This window comes from Aeribacillus sp. FSL K6-2848 (assembly GCF_038004325.1).
Classification (GTDB): domain Bacteria; phylum Bacillota; class Bacilli; order Bacillales; family Aeribacillaceae; genus Aeribacillus; species Aeribacillus composti.
Window position 1 is genome coordinate 168,834 of the sequence record NZ_JBBOQQ010000001.1, and the last position, 16,167, is coordinate 185,000.

The 16,167-nt window shown below is 39.9% G+C and carries 19 protein-coding genes (1 of these 19 cut by a window edge); 17 read left to right on the forward strand and 2 right to left on the reverse strand.

The window, feature by feature from the left end:
- Positions 1–2: 2 nt before the first annotated feature.
- From rpmJ to NSS70_RS00995, 16 genes are all read left to right on the forward strand, one after another.
- Entirely contained in the window at positions 3–116 is a 114-nt protein-coding gene (gene rpmJ / locus NSS70_RS00920) for a 50S ribosomal protein L36 (RefSeq protein ID WP_003156543.1), read from the forward strand.
- 23 nt (positions 117–139) lie between these two features.
- Positions 140–505 carry a 30S ribosomal protein S13 gene (rpsM, locus tag NSS70_RS00925; protein ID WP_063387182.1) on the forward strand — a complete coding sequence of 122 codons (366 nt, stop codon included), beginning with the start codon at positions 140–142 and terminating at the stop codon, positions 503–505.
- 20 nt (positions 506–525) lie between these two features.
- Positions 526–915, forward strand: a complete 390-nt coding sequence (rpsK, locus tag NSS70_RS00930) for a 30S ribosomal protein S11 (protein ID WP_063387183.1) — start codon at positions 526–528, stop codon at positions 913–915.
- A 184-nt stretch (positions 916–1,099) separates the two neighbouring features.
- Entirely contained in the window at positions 1,100–2,044 is a 945-nt protein-coding gene (locus tag NSS70_RS00935) for a DNA-directed RNA polymerase subunit alpha (protein ID WP_063387184.1), read from the forward strand.
- 53 nt (positions 2,045–2,097) lie between these two features.
- The gene (gene rplQ / locus NSS70_RS00940; RefSeq protein ID WP_063387185.1) at positions 2,098–2,493 is read left to right on the forward strand and encodes a 50S ribosomal protein L17; all 396 of its coding nucleotides are present in this window, start codon (positions 2,098–2,100) and stop codon (positions 2,491–2,493) included.
- A 183-nt stretch (positions 2,494–2,676) separates the two neighbouring features.
- Positions 2,677–3,519 carry an energy-coupling factor ABC transporter ATP-binding protein gene (locus NSS70_RS00945; RefSeq protein WP_094244885.1) on the forward strand — a complete coding sequence of 281 codons (843 nt, stop codon included), beginning with the start codon at positions 2,677–2,679 and terminating at the stop codon, positions 3,517–3,519.
- The gene (locus tag NSS70_RS00950; protein ID WP_117017135.1) at positions 3,495–4,370 is read left to right on the forward strand and encodes an energy-coupling factor ABC transporter ATP-binding protein; all 876 of its coding nucleotides are present in this window, start codon (positions 3,495–3,497) and stop codon (positions 4,368–4,370) included. Before NSS70_RS00945 ends, NSS70_RS00950 begins: the two co-directional genes overlap by 25 nt.
- Positions 4,360–5,157 (forward strand): energy-coupling factor transporter transmembrane component T family protein, encoded by a 798-nt coding sequence (locus NSS70_RS00955; protein ID WP_063387188.1) that lies wholly within the window; start codon positions 4,360–4,362, stop codon positions 5,155–5,157. The genes NSS70_RS00950 and NSS70_RS00955 overlap by 11 nt, the downstream gene beginning before the upstream one ends.
- An 11-nt stretch (positions 5,158–5,168) precedes the next feature.
- Positions 5,169–5,909, forward strand: coding sequence for a tRNA pseudouridine(38-40) synthase TruA (gene truA / locus NSS70_RS00960; RefSeq protein ID WP_340880780.1), 741 nt, complete (start codon positions 5,169–5,171; stop codon positions 5,907–5,909).
- Positions 5,910–6,054: 145 nt separating this feature from the next.
- Positions 6,055–6,492 (forward strand): 50S ribosomal protein L13, encoded by a 438-nt coding sequence (rplM, locus tag NSS70_RS00965; RefSeq protein ID WP_063387190.1) that lies wholly within the window; start codon positions 6,055–6,057, stop codon positions 6,490–6,492.
- A gap of 21 nt (positions 6,493–6,513) precedes the next feature.
- Positions 6,514–6,906: a 30S ribosomal protein S9 gene (rpsI, locus tag NSS70_RS00970; RefSeq protein ID WP_063387191.1), complete on the forward strand. Its 393-nt coding sequence runs from the start codon at positions 6,514–6,516 to the stop codon at positions 6,904–6,906.
- Between the two features lie 114 nt (positions 6,907–7,020).
- The gene (locus tag NSS70_RS00975; protein ID WP_063387192.1) at positions 7,021–7,458 is read left to right on the forward strand and encodes a DUF2521 family protein; all 438 of its coding nucleotides are present in this window, start codon (positions 7,021–7,023) and stop codon (positions 7,456–7,458) included.
- Between the two features lie 619 nt (positions 7,459–8,077).
- Complete coding sequence (locus NSS70_RS00980) at positions 8,078–10,162, forward strand: Ig-like domain-containing protein (protein ID WP_340880781.1); 2,085 nt, start codon at positions 8,078–8,080, stop codon at positions 10,160–10,162.
- 483 nt (positions 10,163–10,645) lie between these two features.
- Positions 10,646–12,019 (forward strand): IS1380-like element ISGsp2 family transposase, encoded by a 1,374-nt coding sequence (locus tag NSS70_RS00985; protein ID WP_340882445.1) that lies wholly within the window; start codon positions 10,646–10,648, stop codon positions 12,017–12,019.
- 289 nt (positions 12,020–12,308) lie between these two features.
- Positions 12,309–13,022 (forward strand): N-acetylmuramoyl-L-alanine amidase CwlD, encoded by a 714-nt coding sequence (gene cwlD / locus NSS70_RS00990; RefSeq protein ID WP_130156445.1) that lies wholly within the window; start codon positions 12,309–12,311, stop codon positions 13,020–13,022.
- A gap of 99 nt (positions 13,023–13,121) precedes the next feature.
- On the forward strand, positions 13,122–14,165 hold the full coding sequence (locus tag NSS70_RS00995; RefSeq protein ID WP_339212162.1) for an Mrp/NBP35 family ATP-binding protein: 1,044 nt from the start codon (positions 13,122–13,124) through the stop codon (positions 14,163–14,165).
- Positions 14,166–14,182: 17 nt separating this feature from the next.
- Here NSS70_RS00995 and gerD read toward each other — a convergent pair whose 3' ends face one another.
- Entirely contained in the window at positions 14,183–14,785 is a 603-nt protein-coding gene (gene gerD, locus NSS70_RS01000) for a spore germination lipoprotein GerD (RefSeq protein WP_340880783.1), read from the reverse strand.
- Positions 14,786–14,933: 148 nt separating this feature from the next.
- Here gerD and NSS70_RS01005 point away from each other — a divergent pair, with 148 nt between their 5' ends.
- Entirely contained in the window at positions 14,934–15,551 is a 618-nt protein-coding gene (locus tag NSS70_RS01005) for a KinB-signaling pathway activation protein (protein ID WP_340880784.1), read from the forward strand.
- Between the two features lie 87 nt (positions 15,552–15,638).
- Here NSS70_RS01005 and pdaB read toward each other — a convergent pair whose 3' ends face one another.
- Positions 15,639–16,167, reverse strand: the 3' portion of a protein-coding gene (pdaB, locus tag NSS70_RS01010) for a polysaccharide deacetylase family sporulation protein PdaB (RefSeq protein WP_340880785.1). It continues 242 nt past the right edge of the window; 529 of the gene's 771 nt are visible here — the last part of the coding sequence; its start codon lies off the right edge, out of view; its stop codon occupies positions 15,639–15,641.

The following is a 16,167-nucleotide window of genomic DNA, read 5'->3' on the forward strand; positions in this document are numbered from 1 at the left end:
ACATGAAAGTAAGACCATCAGTGAAACCTATATGCGAAAAATGTAAAGTCATTCGCAGAAAAGGAAAAGTTATGGTTATTTGCGAAAATCCAAAACATAAACAAAAACAAGGTTAATTTTTGAAGGAGGTGCTCATATTATGGCGCGTATTGCTGGTGTAGATATTCCACGCGATAAACGCATTGTCATTTCTTTAACTTATATTTACGGAATCGGTCGTTCAACAGCTCAAAAAATATTAGCTGAAGCTGGAGTTTCCGAAGATACTCGTGTTCGTGATTTAACAGAAGAAGAATTAGGAAGAATCCGTGACATTGTCGACACTTATAAAGTGGAAGGAGATCTTCGACGGGAAGTTTCTCTAAACATTAAGCGTCTCATTGAAATTGGCTGCTACCGTGGTATCCGCCATCGCCGTGGTTTGCCTGTTCGAGGCCAAAATACGAAAAACAACGCACGTACTCGTAAAGGACCGCGCCGTACGGTTGCTAACAAGAAAAAATAAGTAAAGGAGGTTAACTGTAAATGGCTCGTAAAACAAATACTCGCAAACGCCGCGTAAAAAAGAATATTGAGACAGGCATCGCACATATTCGATCAACCTTTAACAACACGATTGTCACTATTACTGATGTGCACGGCAATGCAATTGCTTGGTCAAGTGCCGGTGCATTAGGATTTAAAGGTTCTCGTAAGTCAACTCCGTTTGCTGCACAGATGGCAGCTGAAGCAGCTGCTAAAGCTTCTATGGAGCACGGAATGAAATCATTAGAGGTTTCTGTAAAAGGACCTGGCGCAGGCCGCGAAGCTGCGATTCGTGCTCTTCAAGCAGCAGGTCTTGAAGTGACATCTATTAAAGACGTCACACCTGTTCCACATAATGGATGCCGTCCGCCAAAACGTCGTCGTGTGTAATTTATCTGTATATATTTTGTAACCCTGTCAATAATGGGTTATGATACAGTTATAGATTCTAGCATTTATTAAGATGTTGTTTGTGCACATTCGGGACTTTATGATTGGGGAATTTCGGTTAGACGCGTTTTCTCTTCTTTGTCTAGCCGGGGTTTCGACGTTTTGAAGGAGGGTTTTATTTAGAATGATTGAAATTGAAAAACCAAAAATCGAAACGGTTGAAATCAGTGATGACGCGAAATATGGGAAATTCGTTGTCGAGCCACTTGAGCGTGGATATGGTACAACTTTGGGTAACTCCTTACGTCGTATCCTATTATCCTCACTCCCTGGTGCCGCTGTAACATCTGTTCAAATTGACGGCGTCCTCCATGAATTTTCTACAATTGATGGTGTCGTCGAAGATGTTACAACGATTATTTTAAATTTAAAAAAGCTTGCTCTGAAAATTTATTCAGAAGAAGAGAAGACGCTAGAAATTGACGTACAAGGTGAAGGGCCCATTACGGCAGCAGATATAACTCACGATAGCGATGTTGAAATATTAAATCCTGATCTTCATATTGCAACTCTTGCGAAAGATGCTCATTTGCGGCTGAGAATGACGGCGAAGCGCGGGAGAGGATACAGCCCGGCTGAAGAAAATAAACGGGAAGATCAACCAATAGGTGTCATCCCAATCGATTCGATTTACACACCCGTTTCTAGAGTTTCTTATCAAGTGGAAAATACACGGGTTGGTCAAGTGACAGATTATGATAAGCTGACAATTGATGTTTGGACAGATGGAAGCATCGGTCCAAAGGAAGCTATCGCACTTGGCTCTAAAATTTTGATGGAGCACTTAAACATTTTCGTTAGCTTAACAGATGAAGCGCAAAATGTTGAAATCATGGTTGAAAAAGAAGAGGACCAAAAAGAAAAAGTGCTTGAAATGACGATTGAGGAACTTGACCTCTCTGTTCGTTCTTATAACTGTTTGAAACGTGCAGGTATTAACACAGTTCAAGAACTTGCGAACAAAACAGAAGAGGACATGATGAAGGTGCGTAATTTAGGACGCAAATCGCTAGAAGAAGTAAAACAAAAATTAGAAGACCTTGGTTTGAGTTTACGAAAAGACGATTAACTGATTTTTCAAAGTCTATATAGATCAACTTCCAACAAAGGAGGGAACATCACATGTCTTATAGAAAATTAGGACGTACTAGTGCGCAGCGTAAAGCAATGCTCCGTGACTTAGCAACGGACTTAATTATTAACGAACGAATTGAAACGACTGAAGCCCGTGCAAAGGAGCTTCGTGCTGTTGTAGAGAAGCTGGTTACTTTAGGTAAACGTGGTGATTTGCATGCTCGTCGCCAAGCAGCACAGTTTATTCGCAATGAGGTTGCGAAAACTGTGACAGTTTCGGGCCAAGACGGAAAGGAAAAAGAAAAACCTTTCTATGCATTGCAAAAATTATTTGATGAAGTGGCACCACGTTACCAAGATCGTCAAGGCGGCTACACACGAATTTTGAAAATGGGTCCTCGCCGTGGTGACGGAGCACCAATGGTTATCATTGAATTCGTGTAATTTAGATATAAATGAACTTCAAGGGCGGGACAGTTGTAATGACTGCATCTATGCCCTTTTTTATTTATCTTCAAGTACTTTACAAAGCGGATTGATTTTCTTTTGGCAGCCTCTGCATCTCATATTTATAGACATGATATTCGCGTTTACTTCATCTGTACTTGAGGCAGGAGGAGGGCATCTGTGGAACGGTCGATCATTCAAGTTCAACATGTAACATACCGCTATAATAAAGAAAGTGAAAAGCCTGCACTAACGGATGTTTCCTTTGATGTGTATGAAGGGGAATGGCTGGCCATCGTCGGACACAATGGATCAGGGAAATCAACATTGGCCCGGATGCTAAACGGTCTGCTGCTGCCTGACGAAGGAACCGTTACTGTATCAGGAATCACATTATCAGAAAAAACCATTTGGGATATTCGAAAACGGATTGGAATGGTGTTTCAAAATCCAGATAATCAATTTGTCGGCGCCACTGTACGAGACGATGTCGCTTTTGGTATGGAAAACATAGGTATACCGAGAGAAGAGATGGTAAAACGAATCGAATGGGCGACGAAAATTGTAAAAATGAATGAATTTTTAGAACGGGAACCTCATCATCTTTCTGGCGGACAAAAGCAGCGGGTCGCGATTGCAGGCGTTTTGGCTGTTCAACCAAGCATTATTGTTTTAGATGAAGCGACTTCAATGCTTGATCCAATTGGACGCCGGGAAGTAATTGAAACCATTTGGTCATTGAAAGAAAAAGGGCTTGTGACGGTCATTTCCATCACCCATGATTTGGAAGAGGCGGCCAAAGCAGATCGGATGATTGTAATGAATGGAGGCAAAAAATTTGTGGAGGGAACTCCGAAAGAAGTGTTTCGCTTGGAAGAGGAGCTGGTAAGCATCGGTTTAGATCTTCCGTTTTCTTACAAGCTGAGCAAACGGCTTCTTGAAAAAGGAGTGCCTTTAGCGACGCGACACCTTAATGTAGAAAGCCTGGTGGACGAATTATGGACATTAAAATCCGACAATTAGAACATCGTTACCAAATGAACACTCCTTTTGAACGGCTCGCTTTGTGTGATATCAATATGGATATCCATGAAGGAACATATTTGGCCGTGATTGGGCATACCGGGTCGGGAAAATCAACGATTTTGCAGCATTTAAACGGCCTGCTTTTGCCAACGAAAGGCTCTATTCAACTTGGAGACCGGCTGATTAAGGCAGGAGAAAAACAGAAAAACTTGAAATCTATCCGAAAAAAGGTCGGAATTGTCTTTCAATTCCCAGAGCATCAATTATTCGAAGAAACCGTCGAAAAAGATATAGCATTCGGTCCAATGAATTTTGGCGCATCGTTTGAAGAAGCGAAAAAAAAGGTAAAAGAAGTGCTGCCGCTTGTCGGTCTAGGAGAAGAAATCCTTCATCAATCCCCGTTTGAGCTAAGCGGGGGGCAAATGCGAAGAGTGGCGATTGCAGGTGTTTTAGCGATGGAGCCGGAGGTGCTCGTTTTAGATGAACCGACTGCAGGATTGGATCCAAAAGGCCGAAATGAGATCATGGAGCTTTTTTATCGTCTCCATAAAGAAAAAAAATTAACAACAATATTAGTAACGCATAGCATGGAAGACGCAGCAAAGTACGCTGATGAAATTGCCGTTTTGCACCAAGGGGAATTAAAGATGAAAGGGTCGCCAAAGGAAATATTCCGGTTGACTGGGGAACTGGAGCAGCTTGGGCTCGATTTGCCGGAATCAATTAAATTTGTCATGAAGCTTGAAGAAAAATTTTCTTTAACGGTTGAAGACAAGCCATTGACTTTAGAGGAAACGGCCGATTTCATTGAAGCCCTTTTAAAAGAAGGTGTCGTATATGATCGATAATATCATCATCGGAAAATATGTTCCTGGCAGCACAGTCATTCATCGAATGGATCCCCGTGCAAAACTGCTAACGATTTTTTTATATGTTTTTATCGTTTTTTTTGCCAATAACGGAATCACTTACTTTTTATTAGGATTATTTACATTCATCATTATTTTGCTGACGAAGCTTCCGTTCTCTTTCTTATGGAACGGTTTAAAACCTGTTATATGGATCGTTGGGTTTACATTTTTGCTGCACATTTTAGTAACAAAAGAAGGGGACATGCTGTTCCGCTTCGGCTTTTTTTCCATTTATGAAGAAGGCTTGCGGCAAGGGTTTTTTATCTCTCTTCGGTTCATTTTCTTAATTTTTATGACAACGACATTGACCTTAACAACAACGCCTATCGAAATAACGGATGGAATGGAAAGTCTGTTAAAGCCTTTTAAAAAATTTAAACTTCCTGTCCATGAACTAGCATTAATGATGTCTATTTCTCTTCGCTTTATACCGACTCTGCTGGAGGAAACAGAAAAAATTTTAAAGGCGCAAATGGCAAGAGGGGTAGATTTTACATCAGGGCCTGTAAAAGAGCGAATAAAAGCAATCGTTCCTTTGCTTGTACCACTTTTCATCAGCGCTTTTAAGCGGGCGGAAGAGCTTGCTACCGCTATGGAAGCCAGGGGGTATCGCGGAAGTGAAGGACGTACGAAAATCAGGCAGCTGAAATGGGGAGCGATTGATTCCATTATGATGGCCTCTATCCTGCTGTTATCAATTATTTTATTACTATTGCGTGCCTAGGAGTTTTAAAAATGAGGATTAAATGCACAGTTTCGTATGATGGATCAGGATTTAGCGGTTATCAGCGCCAGCCCGCCCACCGGACAGTACAAGGAGAGATTGAGGAAGCATTAATGAAAATCCACAAAGGGGAGCGGATAAAAATTACTGCTTCCGGCAGAACAGACGTCGGCGTGCATGCTGTTGGCCAAGTATTTCATTTTGATACAAGCCTCAAAATTCCGATGGAAAAATGGCCGATTGCTTTGAATACGCTGCTTCCTCAAGATATTTCCATTCAAAATGCAGAGCTTGCCGATCAAGATTTTCATGCTAGATTTTCTGCAAAGAAGAAAGAATACCGCTACCGTTTGTATCGCAGTTTTCAACGAGATGTGTTCCGGCGTCATTATGCATACCATTTTCCAAATCCGTTAAATATTGAAGCGATTCGAACTGCCTCCCGTTTCATTATTGGAACACATGATTTTACAAGCTTTTGCTCTTCTAAAACAGAAACGGAAAATAAAGTGAGAACTATTTATGAAGCAGATATATGGGAAGAAGGAGATGAAATTACGTTCCGTTTTGTCGGAAACGGCTTCCTTTACAATATGGTTCGCATTTTAGTCGGAACATTGATTGAAGTAGGAGAAGGGAAGCGCAAGCCGGAAGAAATAAAACAAATTATCGCAGCCAAAGATAGATCAAGAGCTGGGAAAACAGTTTCTGGATGCGGTCTATATCTTTGGAAAGTTTATTATGACAACTAATCCAGGTGTAACATTTTCTTGACATTCATATCTTAAAAAGATAAGATAACATATGGTATGTATTTCAAGCCCCACGATTAGCCCCGGAAAATAATCGTGTTTTTGAAATAGACTTTTCGACATGAACGATTAAGGAGGGAAAACAATGCGTACAACGTTTATGGCAAAGCCGCATGAAGTTGAGCGCAAATGGTATGTTGTTGATGCAGCTGGCAAAACTTTAGGACGTCTAGCAAGCGAAGTTGCATCTATCTTACGCGGAAAACACAAACCAACGTTTACACCGCATGTAGATACAGGTGACCACGTAATTATTATTAATGCTGAAAAAATCGAATTAACTGGAAAAAAATTAACAGACAAAATTTATTATCGCCACAGCCAGCATCCTGGTGGTTTAAAATCAAGAACTGCATTAGAAATGCGAAACAACTATCCTGAAAAAATGCTGGAACTTGCTATTCGCGGAATGCTTCCAAAAGGTTCCCTTGGACGCCAAATGTTTAAAAAATTGCATGTTTACAGAGGAAGCGAACATCCTCATCAAGCACAGAAACCAGAAGTTTATGAACTTCGCGGATAATTTAATAAGGAGGTTATCATTTTGGCACAGGTTCAATACTACGGTACCGGTCGTCGCAAAAGCTCTGTTGCCCGTGTTCGGTTAGTTCCTGGTGAAGGCCGTATCGTAATTAATAAACGGAACATTGAAGATTACATTCCAACAAAAGCTTTGATTGAAGATATTAAACAACCGCTTGTTTTAACAGAGACAGTTGGCAATTATGATGTACTAGTAAATGTTAGAGGCGGCGGTTTCACTGGTCAAGCAGGCGCTATTCGCCACGGAATTGCTCGTGCACTTTTACAAGCTGATCCAGAATATCGCGGAACGTTAAAGCGTGCAGGCTTATTAACTCGAGATGCTCGCGTAAAAGAGCGTAAGAAATACGGTCTTAAAGGAGCACGCCGTGCACCGCAATTTTCAAAACGTTAATGATTCGAACCTTAAACCACAACAAATTGTTGTGGTTTTTTATTTGCAATTGGAAAGGAGTGGTTGAATGGAACAGCGTGAACTGAAAAAAATAAAAACAAGGAGGAGATTTTGATGAATGTAATTACAGACTTTAATGAAAGACGGCAGGAAAAAAAGCTTCTCACTGAGCGAAAAATGTTAAAAGATCTCCCAATTCGCAAATTGAAAAATATGATTGATGAATGGTTTAATCCTTTTTTTCAAAAACGCTTCCATAAAACTGCAATGGAAGAAGAGTGTGTCCACTCGGCCATTGAATCTTTTTTGCTGGGAGCGGCCTACAGCCGGTTCGGATATTACGGGGAATCGATGGAGCAGGCCAATACACGTTGTATACAGGAAGAACAAGAGCTTATTAACAATTTATTTGACAATATTCTTTATTTGGCAAGGGAATCAAATGATGATTTTGTTATGGAATCCATCTATTTGACATGCCAGCACTTTATTCATTATTGGTGGGAAGAAGGGTTTTTAGCTGGAAAAAAGAGATACAAACTAAAGCTTTAAAAGCAGTTCATGCATGGCTCATTTCAACTTCGTTGGAACGGGCTTTTTTTATGCCTAAAAACGGCTTGTGAAAAAATGATTTGACGGGGGCCATTGCTGAATTCGCCTTTTGATTGGCTTTTTTATTTCAAAAAGGAAAAGTTCAGGAGTTATTGACAGTGCTGCTTATTTTTTGCAAGGAAGAATGAAGCAAAATGGTTTTTTATTTCCTGTGTGAAATATTACTCGTAAGGACAATTTGGGCGACATCCATGCACTGTGGCTATGTTATGAAAACTTTTAAAAAACAAAAAATTGCGGTTTTCAAAATGTTCATCTCGATATGAATGTCTTTTCAACGATTCCAGATTTTCGAAGATAGAAAAAGCTTTTATCATTTGCCGAGCAAACCTCCAATTGTGTAACGCAGGTGAGGAAATCGGCTTTTATTTTTTATTTGTCTTTTTTTGCTGAGCTTTGACACGTTTCTTTTCTCTTTACCACAAAGATTTTATTAGCACTTTTCATTTAGGCGAATAGGCTTAAAACTTTTGTGACTGTTCAAAAAATTTTAGTGCCTTATACAAAATCATCCATTATAATATTTCTATCAATTTTTTATAAATAAAGAGGTGGAGAAATGGGTTGGTTGAAAAAGTCGTTATGCCTTGTTCTTATTTTTTTATTATTGGTGCCAGCTAGCGGTTTTGCACAGGAAAGAAGTTCAGACACAGCATCTGGAGGAAATAAATACATATTAATCAGCAACGAGTCCGTCGACGTATATAAACCTCAATCCACTGGAAAGTTCAAAATCAATAATGATCAATATACGATAAACAAAAAAATAGGATTGGATGCTTATAAACTGGATGTAAATAGACCTTTTGATATAGAAAAACATGAAGACAAGAAACTTCAACAAAAATCTCTCTCCAAAAAGTTTCTCAATAAAGTTGGCGATACTAAGACATTTTGGGTGCATGATTTTACGACCAATGAAGATAAACAAATTAGCGCCAAGCTGCTGTATTCAGGTACAAAAGCGAACGTATGGGTTTATGATAATCAAATTACAGAAGCTGATGCGCAAAAATTAGGGCAAGAATTTGATCAAAAAATTTATCCGCTCATCACACAAAATTTTGCCAGCGAATCCGATGTGGACGGAAACGGGAAAATTCACATTCTTTGTTATGATATACAAGATGGTTTTGCAGGATTCGGGGGGTATATTGCTGGTTACTTTTATGGAGGAGATTTGCATGATATTCCATACTCCAACAAATCAGAGATTTTTTATATTGATACGTATCCTTTAATGGGAACAGGGACGGAAAAGGATGTAAGTGCTGCATACGAAACATTGGTACATGAATTTCAACATATGGTGAATTTTAACCAAAATGTATTTATAGAAAACGGCTCCCAAATGGATACATGGCTAGATGAAGCATTGTCAATGGCAGCTGAACATATATATACGGGAAAACCTTTAACGAATTACATTTATTACTACAATATTTCTACCTCCATTACAAATGGTCATTCATTATTGTATTGGAATTATTATGGCGATACTTTGTCTAACTATTCCTTGTCCTATCTTTTTGGACAATATGTCAGAATTCAAGCGAATCAAGGAAACAAGATTTTCAAAGAGATTTTAACAGATACTCATAATGATTATAAAGCAGTAGAGAATGTAGCGAAAAAATATATCAACTCTTCCCTTACATTTGGAGAATTGATGACGAACTTCCGCAGTGCCCTTTTACTGAAGAAAGATACGGGAAAATATGGCTTTAAAGGAGAAGAAGGCTTTAATTTATTAATTCCAAAAATATTTTCGGGAGAATATGCCAGCTTGCGGGGCGGCGGAGCCATAGTAAAACGGGCTGTTGGTAATGAAACTGTTCCTGCATCTAAAGGAAATGACATCACTTATACTTTTTTAGATGAAAAAAATCCTTACACTCCTCCAAAACCGATAGTAAACCCGGTAAGTGATAGGGATACATTTATAAATGGCCTGTCTAATCCAAGAACGACTGTTTATGTCCAGCTTGGTTCAAAGATATTGAAGACTGCAGCGGCTGATCGTAATGGATCCTTCCGCATTTCCATCAGTAAACAAAAAGCTGGGACTGTATTAAGCGTATATGCCAAGGATCAGGCGGGAAATAAAAGCGAGTCGGTTCAAATAACGGTGGTTGATAAAACGCCGCCGACAGCACCTGCTGTCAATGAAGTGAAAGATTCAGATAAAGCAGTGACAGGAACGTCGGAGGCGGGTGCAACGATAACGGTAAAATCAGGAACAATTGAATTAGGAAAAGGAACGTCTAGATCAGACGGCAAGTTTTCTGTCCCATTACGGGCACCGCAAAAAGCTGGTACGATTTTGTCTGTAACAGCGACGGATAAAGCGGGGAATGTGAGTCCGGCGCGAAAAGTGACGGTACTCGATAAAATACCGCCGGGTGCTCCTAAAGTGAACAAAGTGACAAGAAAATCTTCCTCGGTGACAGGAAAAGCAGAGGCGTATTCAACGGTGTATGTCAAAGCAGGAAAGAAAGTAATCGGTTCGGGCAAAGCGAATAAAAACGGAAATTTCTCCGTTTCAATCAAAAAACAAAAAGCCGGAACAGTTCTCCTAGTGTATGCAAAAGATAAGGCTGGAAATGTAGGAAAAAGCACGAAAGTTACCGTCAAATATAAATAATAAAATTTACCGTGCCAGCCTGATCGGTCTCGTTATAACTGAAACGTAACATTCATCTTAGCTCCCATATTTGCGGGAGCTTTTTTTTATACTCTTAAAATGTTTCTTTTTGAAAAAAAGCGCTGTAAAAAAACTGAATCAGACATACAATTTTATTTTCAAGTGAAGCATTCCATTATCCCTAATTGCCCCCAATTTAAACTTCATATCTAGGACCGAAAAGTGATAAGGCGATTTATCATTAAAGCACAAACAGCTGTATGGCAGAAAGTTGACGGCTTCTACAGCTATATTATCTGTTGGGGAGAATGACGAGTTTGAGCAGATTAGTTAAATTTTGAATGCGCCAATTTTCTGGTGGGAATTGGCTGGAAAAAAGAGATATAACCTGAATCCGTGACAAAACATCTTTACAATGGTCGCAAACCGTTGATACGATAAGGGAAAACGACGTTGACGATTCTTCATCAAGTAGGTGATGTGATGAAAGATTTCCCGATTCGGTTTGTATTGACAGATGAAGCGATTACCCCAAGTGCTGGGCTTGCTCTCGTTGGCTACTTACTCCATCGAACGAAACTGGATAAACGGGTAAACGCACTTCGGCTTCCAACGGTTCGTCGAGAAGTGCACATTTCCCATAGCGATGTCATTCGCTCGATGATTGGCTTGCTTGCCACAGGAAAAACGGATTTCGATCATATCGAAGCGTATCGTCAGGACGATATCTTTTCGGCATCGATGGGGATTCAGCACGTGCCTTCCTCTCCAACCTTGCGACAACGACTCGATCAGCTCGCTTGTCTTCCGATGACCGAAACGATTCTTTGGGAGGAGTCCATACGTCTGTTGATTCAACGACATGCCACTTTGTCCCCTTGTTGGACCAAAGGAAAGACGACATGGCTTCCCCTTGATATAGATGGTTCCCCATTTGACAACTCCGATACGAAAAAAGAAGGAGTCAGTCGAACGTATAAAGGATTTGACGGTTTTACACCGTTGTTTGCGTATGCAGGGAAGGAAGGGTATCTCGTTCATGCCGAGTTGCGTCCAGGGAAACAACATGTGCAAGACAACATGCCCTCGTTTTTAGTCACCGCTATCCGTCGAGCTCGTCAACTGACTTCATCTCGTCTGCTTGTTCGCATGGATGCAGGAAACGATGCAGAAGCGAATGTGCACGTATGCCTAAAGGAAGACGTGGACTTTGTCATCAAGCGAAACTTACGCCGAGAATCGAAAGCGCTTTGGTTCCGGATCGCTTCGCAAAAGGGCAAACGTGTCGATGATGGACAAAGCGAAGGAGTACAAACCTATGAGCTATGCCTTCCACAGAAGGCAGCGATCGATGGAAACACGTATACGTACGTTCAAGTCACCCAAGTGACGGAACGGACGATGGAACGCAATGGACAGCTGATGCTCGTTCCTGATTATGAAGTGGAAAGCTATTGGGTGCGGCTCAAAGGATACGAGCATGTTCGAATGAGCGATGTGCTCGCGTTGTATCATGACCATGCGACATGCGAACAGTTTCATAGCGAACTGAAGAGCGACTTAGATTTAGAGCGGCTTCCATCTGGGAAGATGAAAACGAATGCGCTCGTGTTGGTCATGGGAGCCTTCGTTTACAATCTTCTTCGTCTGATTGGACAAGATCTATTAAGCGATCCGAGACATCCGTTGCACCACAAAGTGAAACGCCGCCGCATCAAGACGATTATTCAGACGGTGATCACGATGGCAGGGCGACTCGTCCGTCGATCACGACAGATCTGGATGAAACTGACGCGAAGGAGTGGCTATAGCGAGCCCCTACTGAACGTCTATCAGAAATGGAGAGAGGCAAGATAACGAACGAATGTTCGGGAACTGATGTCCAACGTCACTCCCTGTGCTTTTTTGTCTATTTTTTTGGTTCGTATACCTAAAAAAGAGATTTGTTCCATTTTCGGAAATAGAGATGACATAGGTCATAAGCATAAAAAGGGTTTTATGGATTATCAATCCATCAAAATTACAACAAAATCAAAGTCGATTTCAATTCATCACGGATTCAGGATATAAATTAAAATTGCAGTAATCATAAATCCTTATGCTTTTCCATATATTGAATTGAAGGGACGAGCAGGAGGGATGCGGAGTGAAAAAAAAGCTGAAATGGGCGCTGTTTATTGCTGGGTTTCTAATTCTCGTATTTATCATTCAATATCAATTCTCCCTTTTCAATTCATGGAAATCATGGAATCTTCCGTTATCAGGAAAAATCATTTACTTAGACCCCGGTCACGGAGGTCCCGATGGAGGAGCAGTAGGAAAAAAACTGCTGGAAAAAGATATAACTTTAAAAATTGCCAATATTGCTCGAGATTATTTACAAGAGCAGGGAGCGTTAGTGTTATTGACAAGAGAAAAAGATGAAGATTTGGCTTCGGACGATACACACGGATATAGCCGGAGAAAATTAGAAGATATTCGAAAGCGCGTTCGCCTAATTGATGAATCAGACGCCGATTTGTTTTTAAGCATCCATTTAAATGCTATTCCATCTCCAAAATGGAGGGGAGCGCAAACATTTTATGACGGAAAATATCAGGAGAATGAAGCTATTGCGAAATTTATCCAAGATGAATTAAGGAAAAATTTAAGAAATACAGATCGAAAAGCAAAGCCAATAAGCGGTGTCTATTTACTAAAGCATGCAAAAAAACCGGGTGCGCTTGTGGAGGTAGGATTTTTATCCAATCCTTCTGAGGAAGAGCTTCTTGCTTCTGAAGAATATCAGAAAAAAGTGGCAGCCGCCATTTACAACGGGGTTTTGCGTTATTTTTCCAATGAACAGCAAATACCGGAATAAATGGATTCTTCTCAGGCATCTATTTTCAATGGACTGTTGGAAATGTGTTATACTATATACTATTAAAAGTCTTATGGAAAAAAGGTGGTTGTGGATACGATGCGGGAAGAAGATGTAAGGTCCATTGTCGAACAGTTGGAAGATCCATTTTTACATAAATCTTTAAAAGAATTGAATGCGATTGAAGAAATAAAAATCAAGCCCGAAAAAAAACATATTAGTTTAAAAATAGCAATTGCCAAAACGGGAACAAGCGAGCAGTTAACACTCCAGCAGCAAATTGTTGCAAAGCTTAAACAAGCGGGTGCCGAGACTGTTGGGCTGCGTTTTTCGGAGCTTCCAAAGGAAATTGTCCAAAAGTATTATTCTGATAGTACAAGCTCTTCCATTTTATCGAATGAAAAAACAACCTTTATTGCAATAGCAAGCGGAAAAGGCGGTGTCGGCAAATCAACCGTATCTGTCAACTTGGCTGTGTCCCTTGCTCGTCTAGGAAAAAAAGTTGGTCTTATTGATGCAGATATTTACGGCTTTAGCGTTCCTGATATGATGGGGATCATGAACCGGCCGATCGTTCGCGGGGATAAAATTATTCCAGTTGAGCGGTTTGGTGTGCAAGTCATATCAATGGCTTTTTTTGTTGAAGATAATGCGCCTGTTGTTTGGAGAGGTCCGATGCTCGGAAAAATGCTGAATAACTTTTTCCAAGAAGTTGAATGGGGATCGTTGGACTACTTACTCCTTGATTTGCCTCCTGGTACAGGTGATGTTGCATTAGATGTGCATACATTGCTTCCAACTAGTAAAGAAATCATTGTAACTACGCCTCATCCAACAGCTGCATTTGTTGCTGCAAGGGCTGGTGCAATGGCCATTAAAACGGAGCACGAAATTTTAGGAGTTATTGAAAATATGTCCTATTTTGAAAGTAAATTAACAGGCCAAAAAGAGTATGTATTTGGGAAAGGCGGAGGTCAGAAGCTTGCAGAGGATTTGCAGGTCCCTCTATTAGGGCAAATTCCGCTTGAGCAGCCGGACTGGGATGAAGAGGACTTTGCTCCGTCTGTTTATAATGAAAACCATCCAATAGGGAAAACTTATTTAGATATAGCAAGAAAAGTGATTGAGATAACAGAAAAGTAAAGGAAGGGAGAGGAGGTCTATTGGCCTCCGCCCCCGCCTTCGTTTCCGGAGCTGCCCCCGCCTTGTTGTTTACTTTGAGCTTGCTGAGCAGCCTTCAATAGCGCCTCCTCGATTTTCGGTTGAAAGAGCGGACTTGATAGAACATCTGTAATTTGCTGCTGTAAATATTGGCGGTATTCTTTGCTTTTTAAAACCTTCAATAGTTCTTCTTCCATTTGAGGATTTTTCAGCACATCCATAAGCATTCCTTGATATTCCGGATCTTTCATTAAACGTTTGATCACTTTTTCATGTTCTGTTTGCAATGTTTTCGCAAATCCTTCCGCAAATTTTGTATCTTCAAATGTATTTTTCCAAAATTCCTTCCCTTTTTCTGATGTTAACGCTTTTTCAATCGTATTATTGACGGTTTTTTGATCTAAAATGAAGTTTCGTTGAACTTCTTCATCTTTCATAATTTCTTGAACGGCTTTTTTTCCTTCGTCAGATTTTAATATGTCTACAACCATTTTTTTTGTTTCATCATAATTCATTGGTTCACTTTGCTGCCGATCCGCACATCCTGCAACGATCATCCATATAAGCATCATGATGAGGAGCGAACAATTTCTACCTCTCATATTTCATTTAGCTCCTTTCAATAATAACTTCTACCATTATGTTGAGAAACCAACTGTTTTTTATGCGAAAAAAGTTTTGCCATATGGTAATATACAAGTTGGATTGATAAAATCATATGATATTTTACGAAATATGGAGGGGTTGGCAGTGAAAAGCCGAAATTGGGTACGATTTTTCCTTTCTACTCTCATTGTAGGTGGAGTTGCGACAAGTATTGTTGGTTTTATCTTAAGATGGAGCGAGTATGAAAAACTGTTTTTGTCTTTTAATATTGTTGAAATTGTTGCAGTATTGTTTTGGCTGATCGGAGTAGGTTTTATTTTCAGCATCATCAGCCAAATGGGCTTTTTCGCTTATTTGACTGTGCACAGGTTTGGCTTAGGCATTTTTCGCTCAGTTTCGTTATGGAACTCTGTTCAAATCTTGTTAATCATTTTTGTGTTGTTTGATTTAGTTTATTTTCGATATCAATTTTTTGCGCAAACTGGAGATTCCATTGTCCCGTATATTTTAGTAGCTGTTATCATTTTGTTGTTTTCTGCTGTAATTGCTTATTTTAAGCAAAAACAGACGAATAAAGATGCGTTTGTCCCTGCATTGTTTTTTATGGTTGTTGTTTCAGTGATTGAGTGGATGCCGGCCCTTCGTGTCAATGATAGAGATTGGCTGTATTTAATGCTGTTTCCAATTTTAATTTGCAATGCTTACCAATTGTTGATTTTGCCGAAAATGACAAATGACTCGCCAAAAGCAAAAAAGAGCTGAAGGAGTTTTCCTTATAGCTCTTTAAAATGCTTATTGATTTCCAAAATATTGAAAACGATTGGTTTGAATTTACTTCCAAAGTTCTTTTCATTGGAATGATAGTTCTTTCGTTCTTGCATTGCTGTTTTCAATTAATTCTTGTACGGTTACATTTTTAAGGCCGTTTTGTTTCAAATGTTGAATAATCGCCGGCAACGCTTGGTTAGTTTGTTTAACTGAATCTGATGCGTGAAGCAGGATAATATCACCTGGTTTTAAGTGTTTCGTAACATTTTGGATAATCTTGTTGACTCCCGGGTTTTGCCAGTCATTTGAATTTACACTGTAATGGACGACAGTTAATCCATATTGTTCAGCAATATTTAAAACGTTTTGATCGAATTGGCAGGTTGGGGGCCGCAGCAATTTTATATCCTTGATACCAAGCTTTTGAAATGTATGCTGGGCTAAAGATAAATCACGCTTAATTTCGTTAGTGTCCAACTCAGTATAGTTTTTATAAGCATATCCTTTGCTGCCGAGCTGATGACCGTCATCGATAATTCTTTTGACTACTTCAGGATGGCGTTCGGCCCATGAGGCGGATACAAAAAATGTTGCATTGGTTAGTCCATAT

Excerpts from the sequence above, each read along its gene's own strand:
- rpmJ (WP_003156543.1), top strand. The coding sequence starts at position 3 with ATGAAAGTAAGACCATCAGTGAAACCTATATGCGAAAAATGTAAAGTC.
- rpsM (WP_063387182.1), top strand. The coding sequence starts at position 140 with ATGGCGCGTATTGCTGGTGTAGATATTCCACGCGATAAACGCATTGTC.
- rpsK (WP_063387183.1), top strand. The coding sequence starts at position 526 with ATGGCTCGTAAAACAAATACTCGCAAACGCCGCGTAAAAAAGAATATT.
- NSS70_RS00935 (WP_063387184.1), top strand. The coding sequence starts at position 1,100 with ATGATTGAAATTGAAAAACCAAAAATCGAAACGGTTGAAATCAGTGAT.
- rplQ (WP_063387185.1), top strand. The coding sequence starts at position 2,098 with ATGTCTTATAGAAAATTAGGACGTACTAGTGCGCAGCGTAAAGCAATG.
- NSS70_RS00950 (WP_117017135.1), top strand. The coding sequence starts at position 3,495 with ATGGACATTAAAATCCGACAATTAGAACATCGTTACCAAATGAACACT.
- NSS70_RS00955 (WP_063387188.1), top strand. The coding sequence starts at position 4,360 with ATGATCGATAATATCATCATCGGAAAATATGTTCCTGGCAGCACAGTC.
- truA (WP_340880780.1), top strand. The coding sequence starts at position 5,169 with ATGAGGATTAAATGCACAGTTTCGTATGATGGATCAGGATTTAGCGGT.
- rplM (WP_063387190.1), top strand. The coding sequence starts at position 6,055 with ATGCGTACAACGTTTATGGCAAAGCCGCATGAAGTTGAGCGCAAATGG.
- NSS70_RS00975 (WP_063387192.1), top strand. The coding sequence starts at position 7,021 with ATGAATGTAATTACAGACTTTAATGAAAGACGGCAGGAAAAAAAGCTT.
- NSS70_RS00980 (WP_340880781.1), top strand. The coding sequence starts at position 8,078 with ATGGGTTGGTTGAAAAAGTCGTTATGCCTTGTTCTTATTTTTTTATTA.
- NSS70_RS00985 (WP_340882445.1), top strand. The coding sequence starts at position 10,646 with ATGAAAGATTTCCCGATTCGGTTTGTATTGACAGATGAAGCGATTACC.
- NSS70_RS00995 (WP_339212162.1), top strand. The coding sequence starts at position 13,122 with ATGCGGGAAGAAGATGTAAGGTCCATTGTCGAACAGTTGGAAGATCCA.
- gerD (WP_340880783.1), bottom strand. The coding sequence starts at position 14,785 with ATGAGAGGTAGAAATTGTTCGCTCCTCATCATGATGCTTATATGGATG.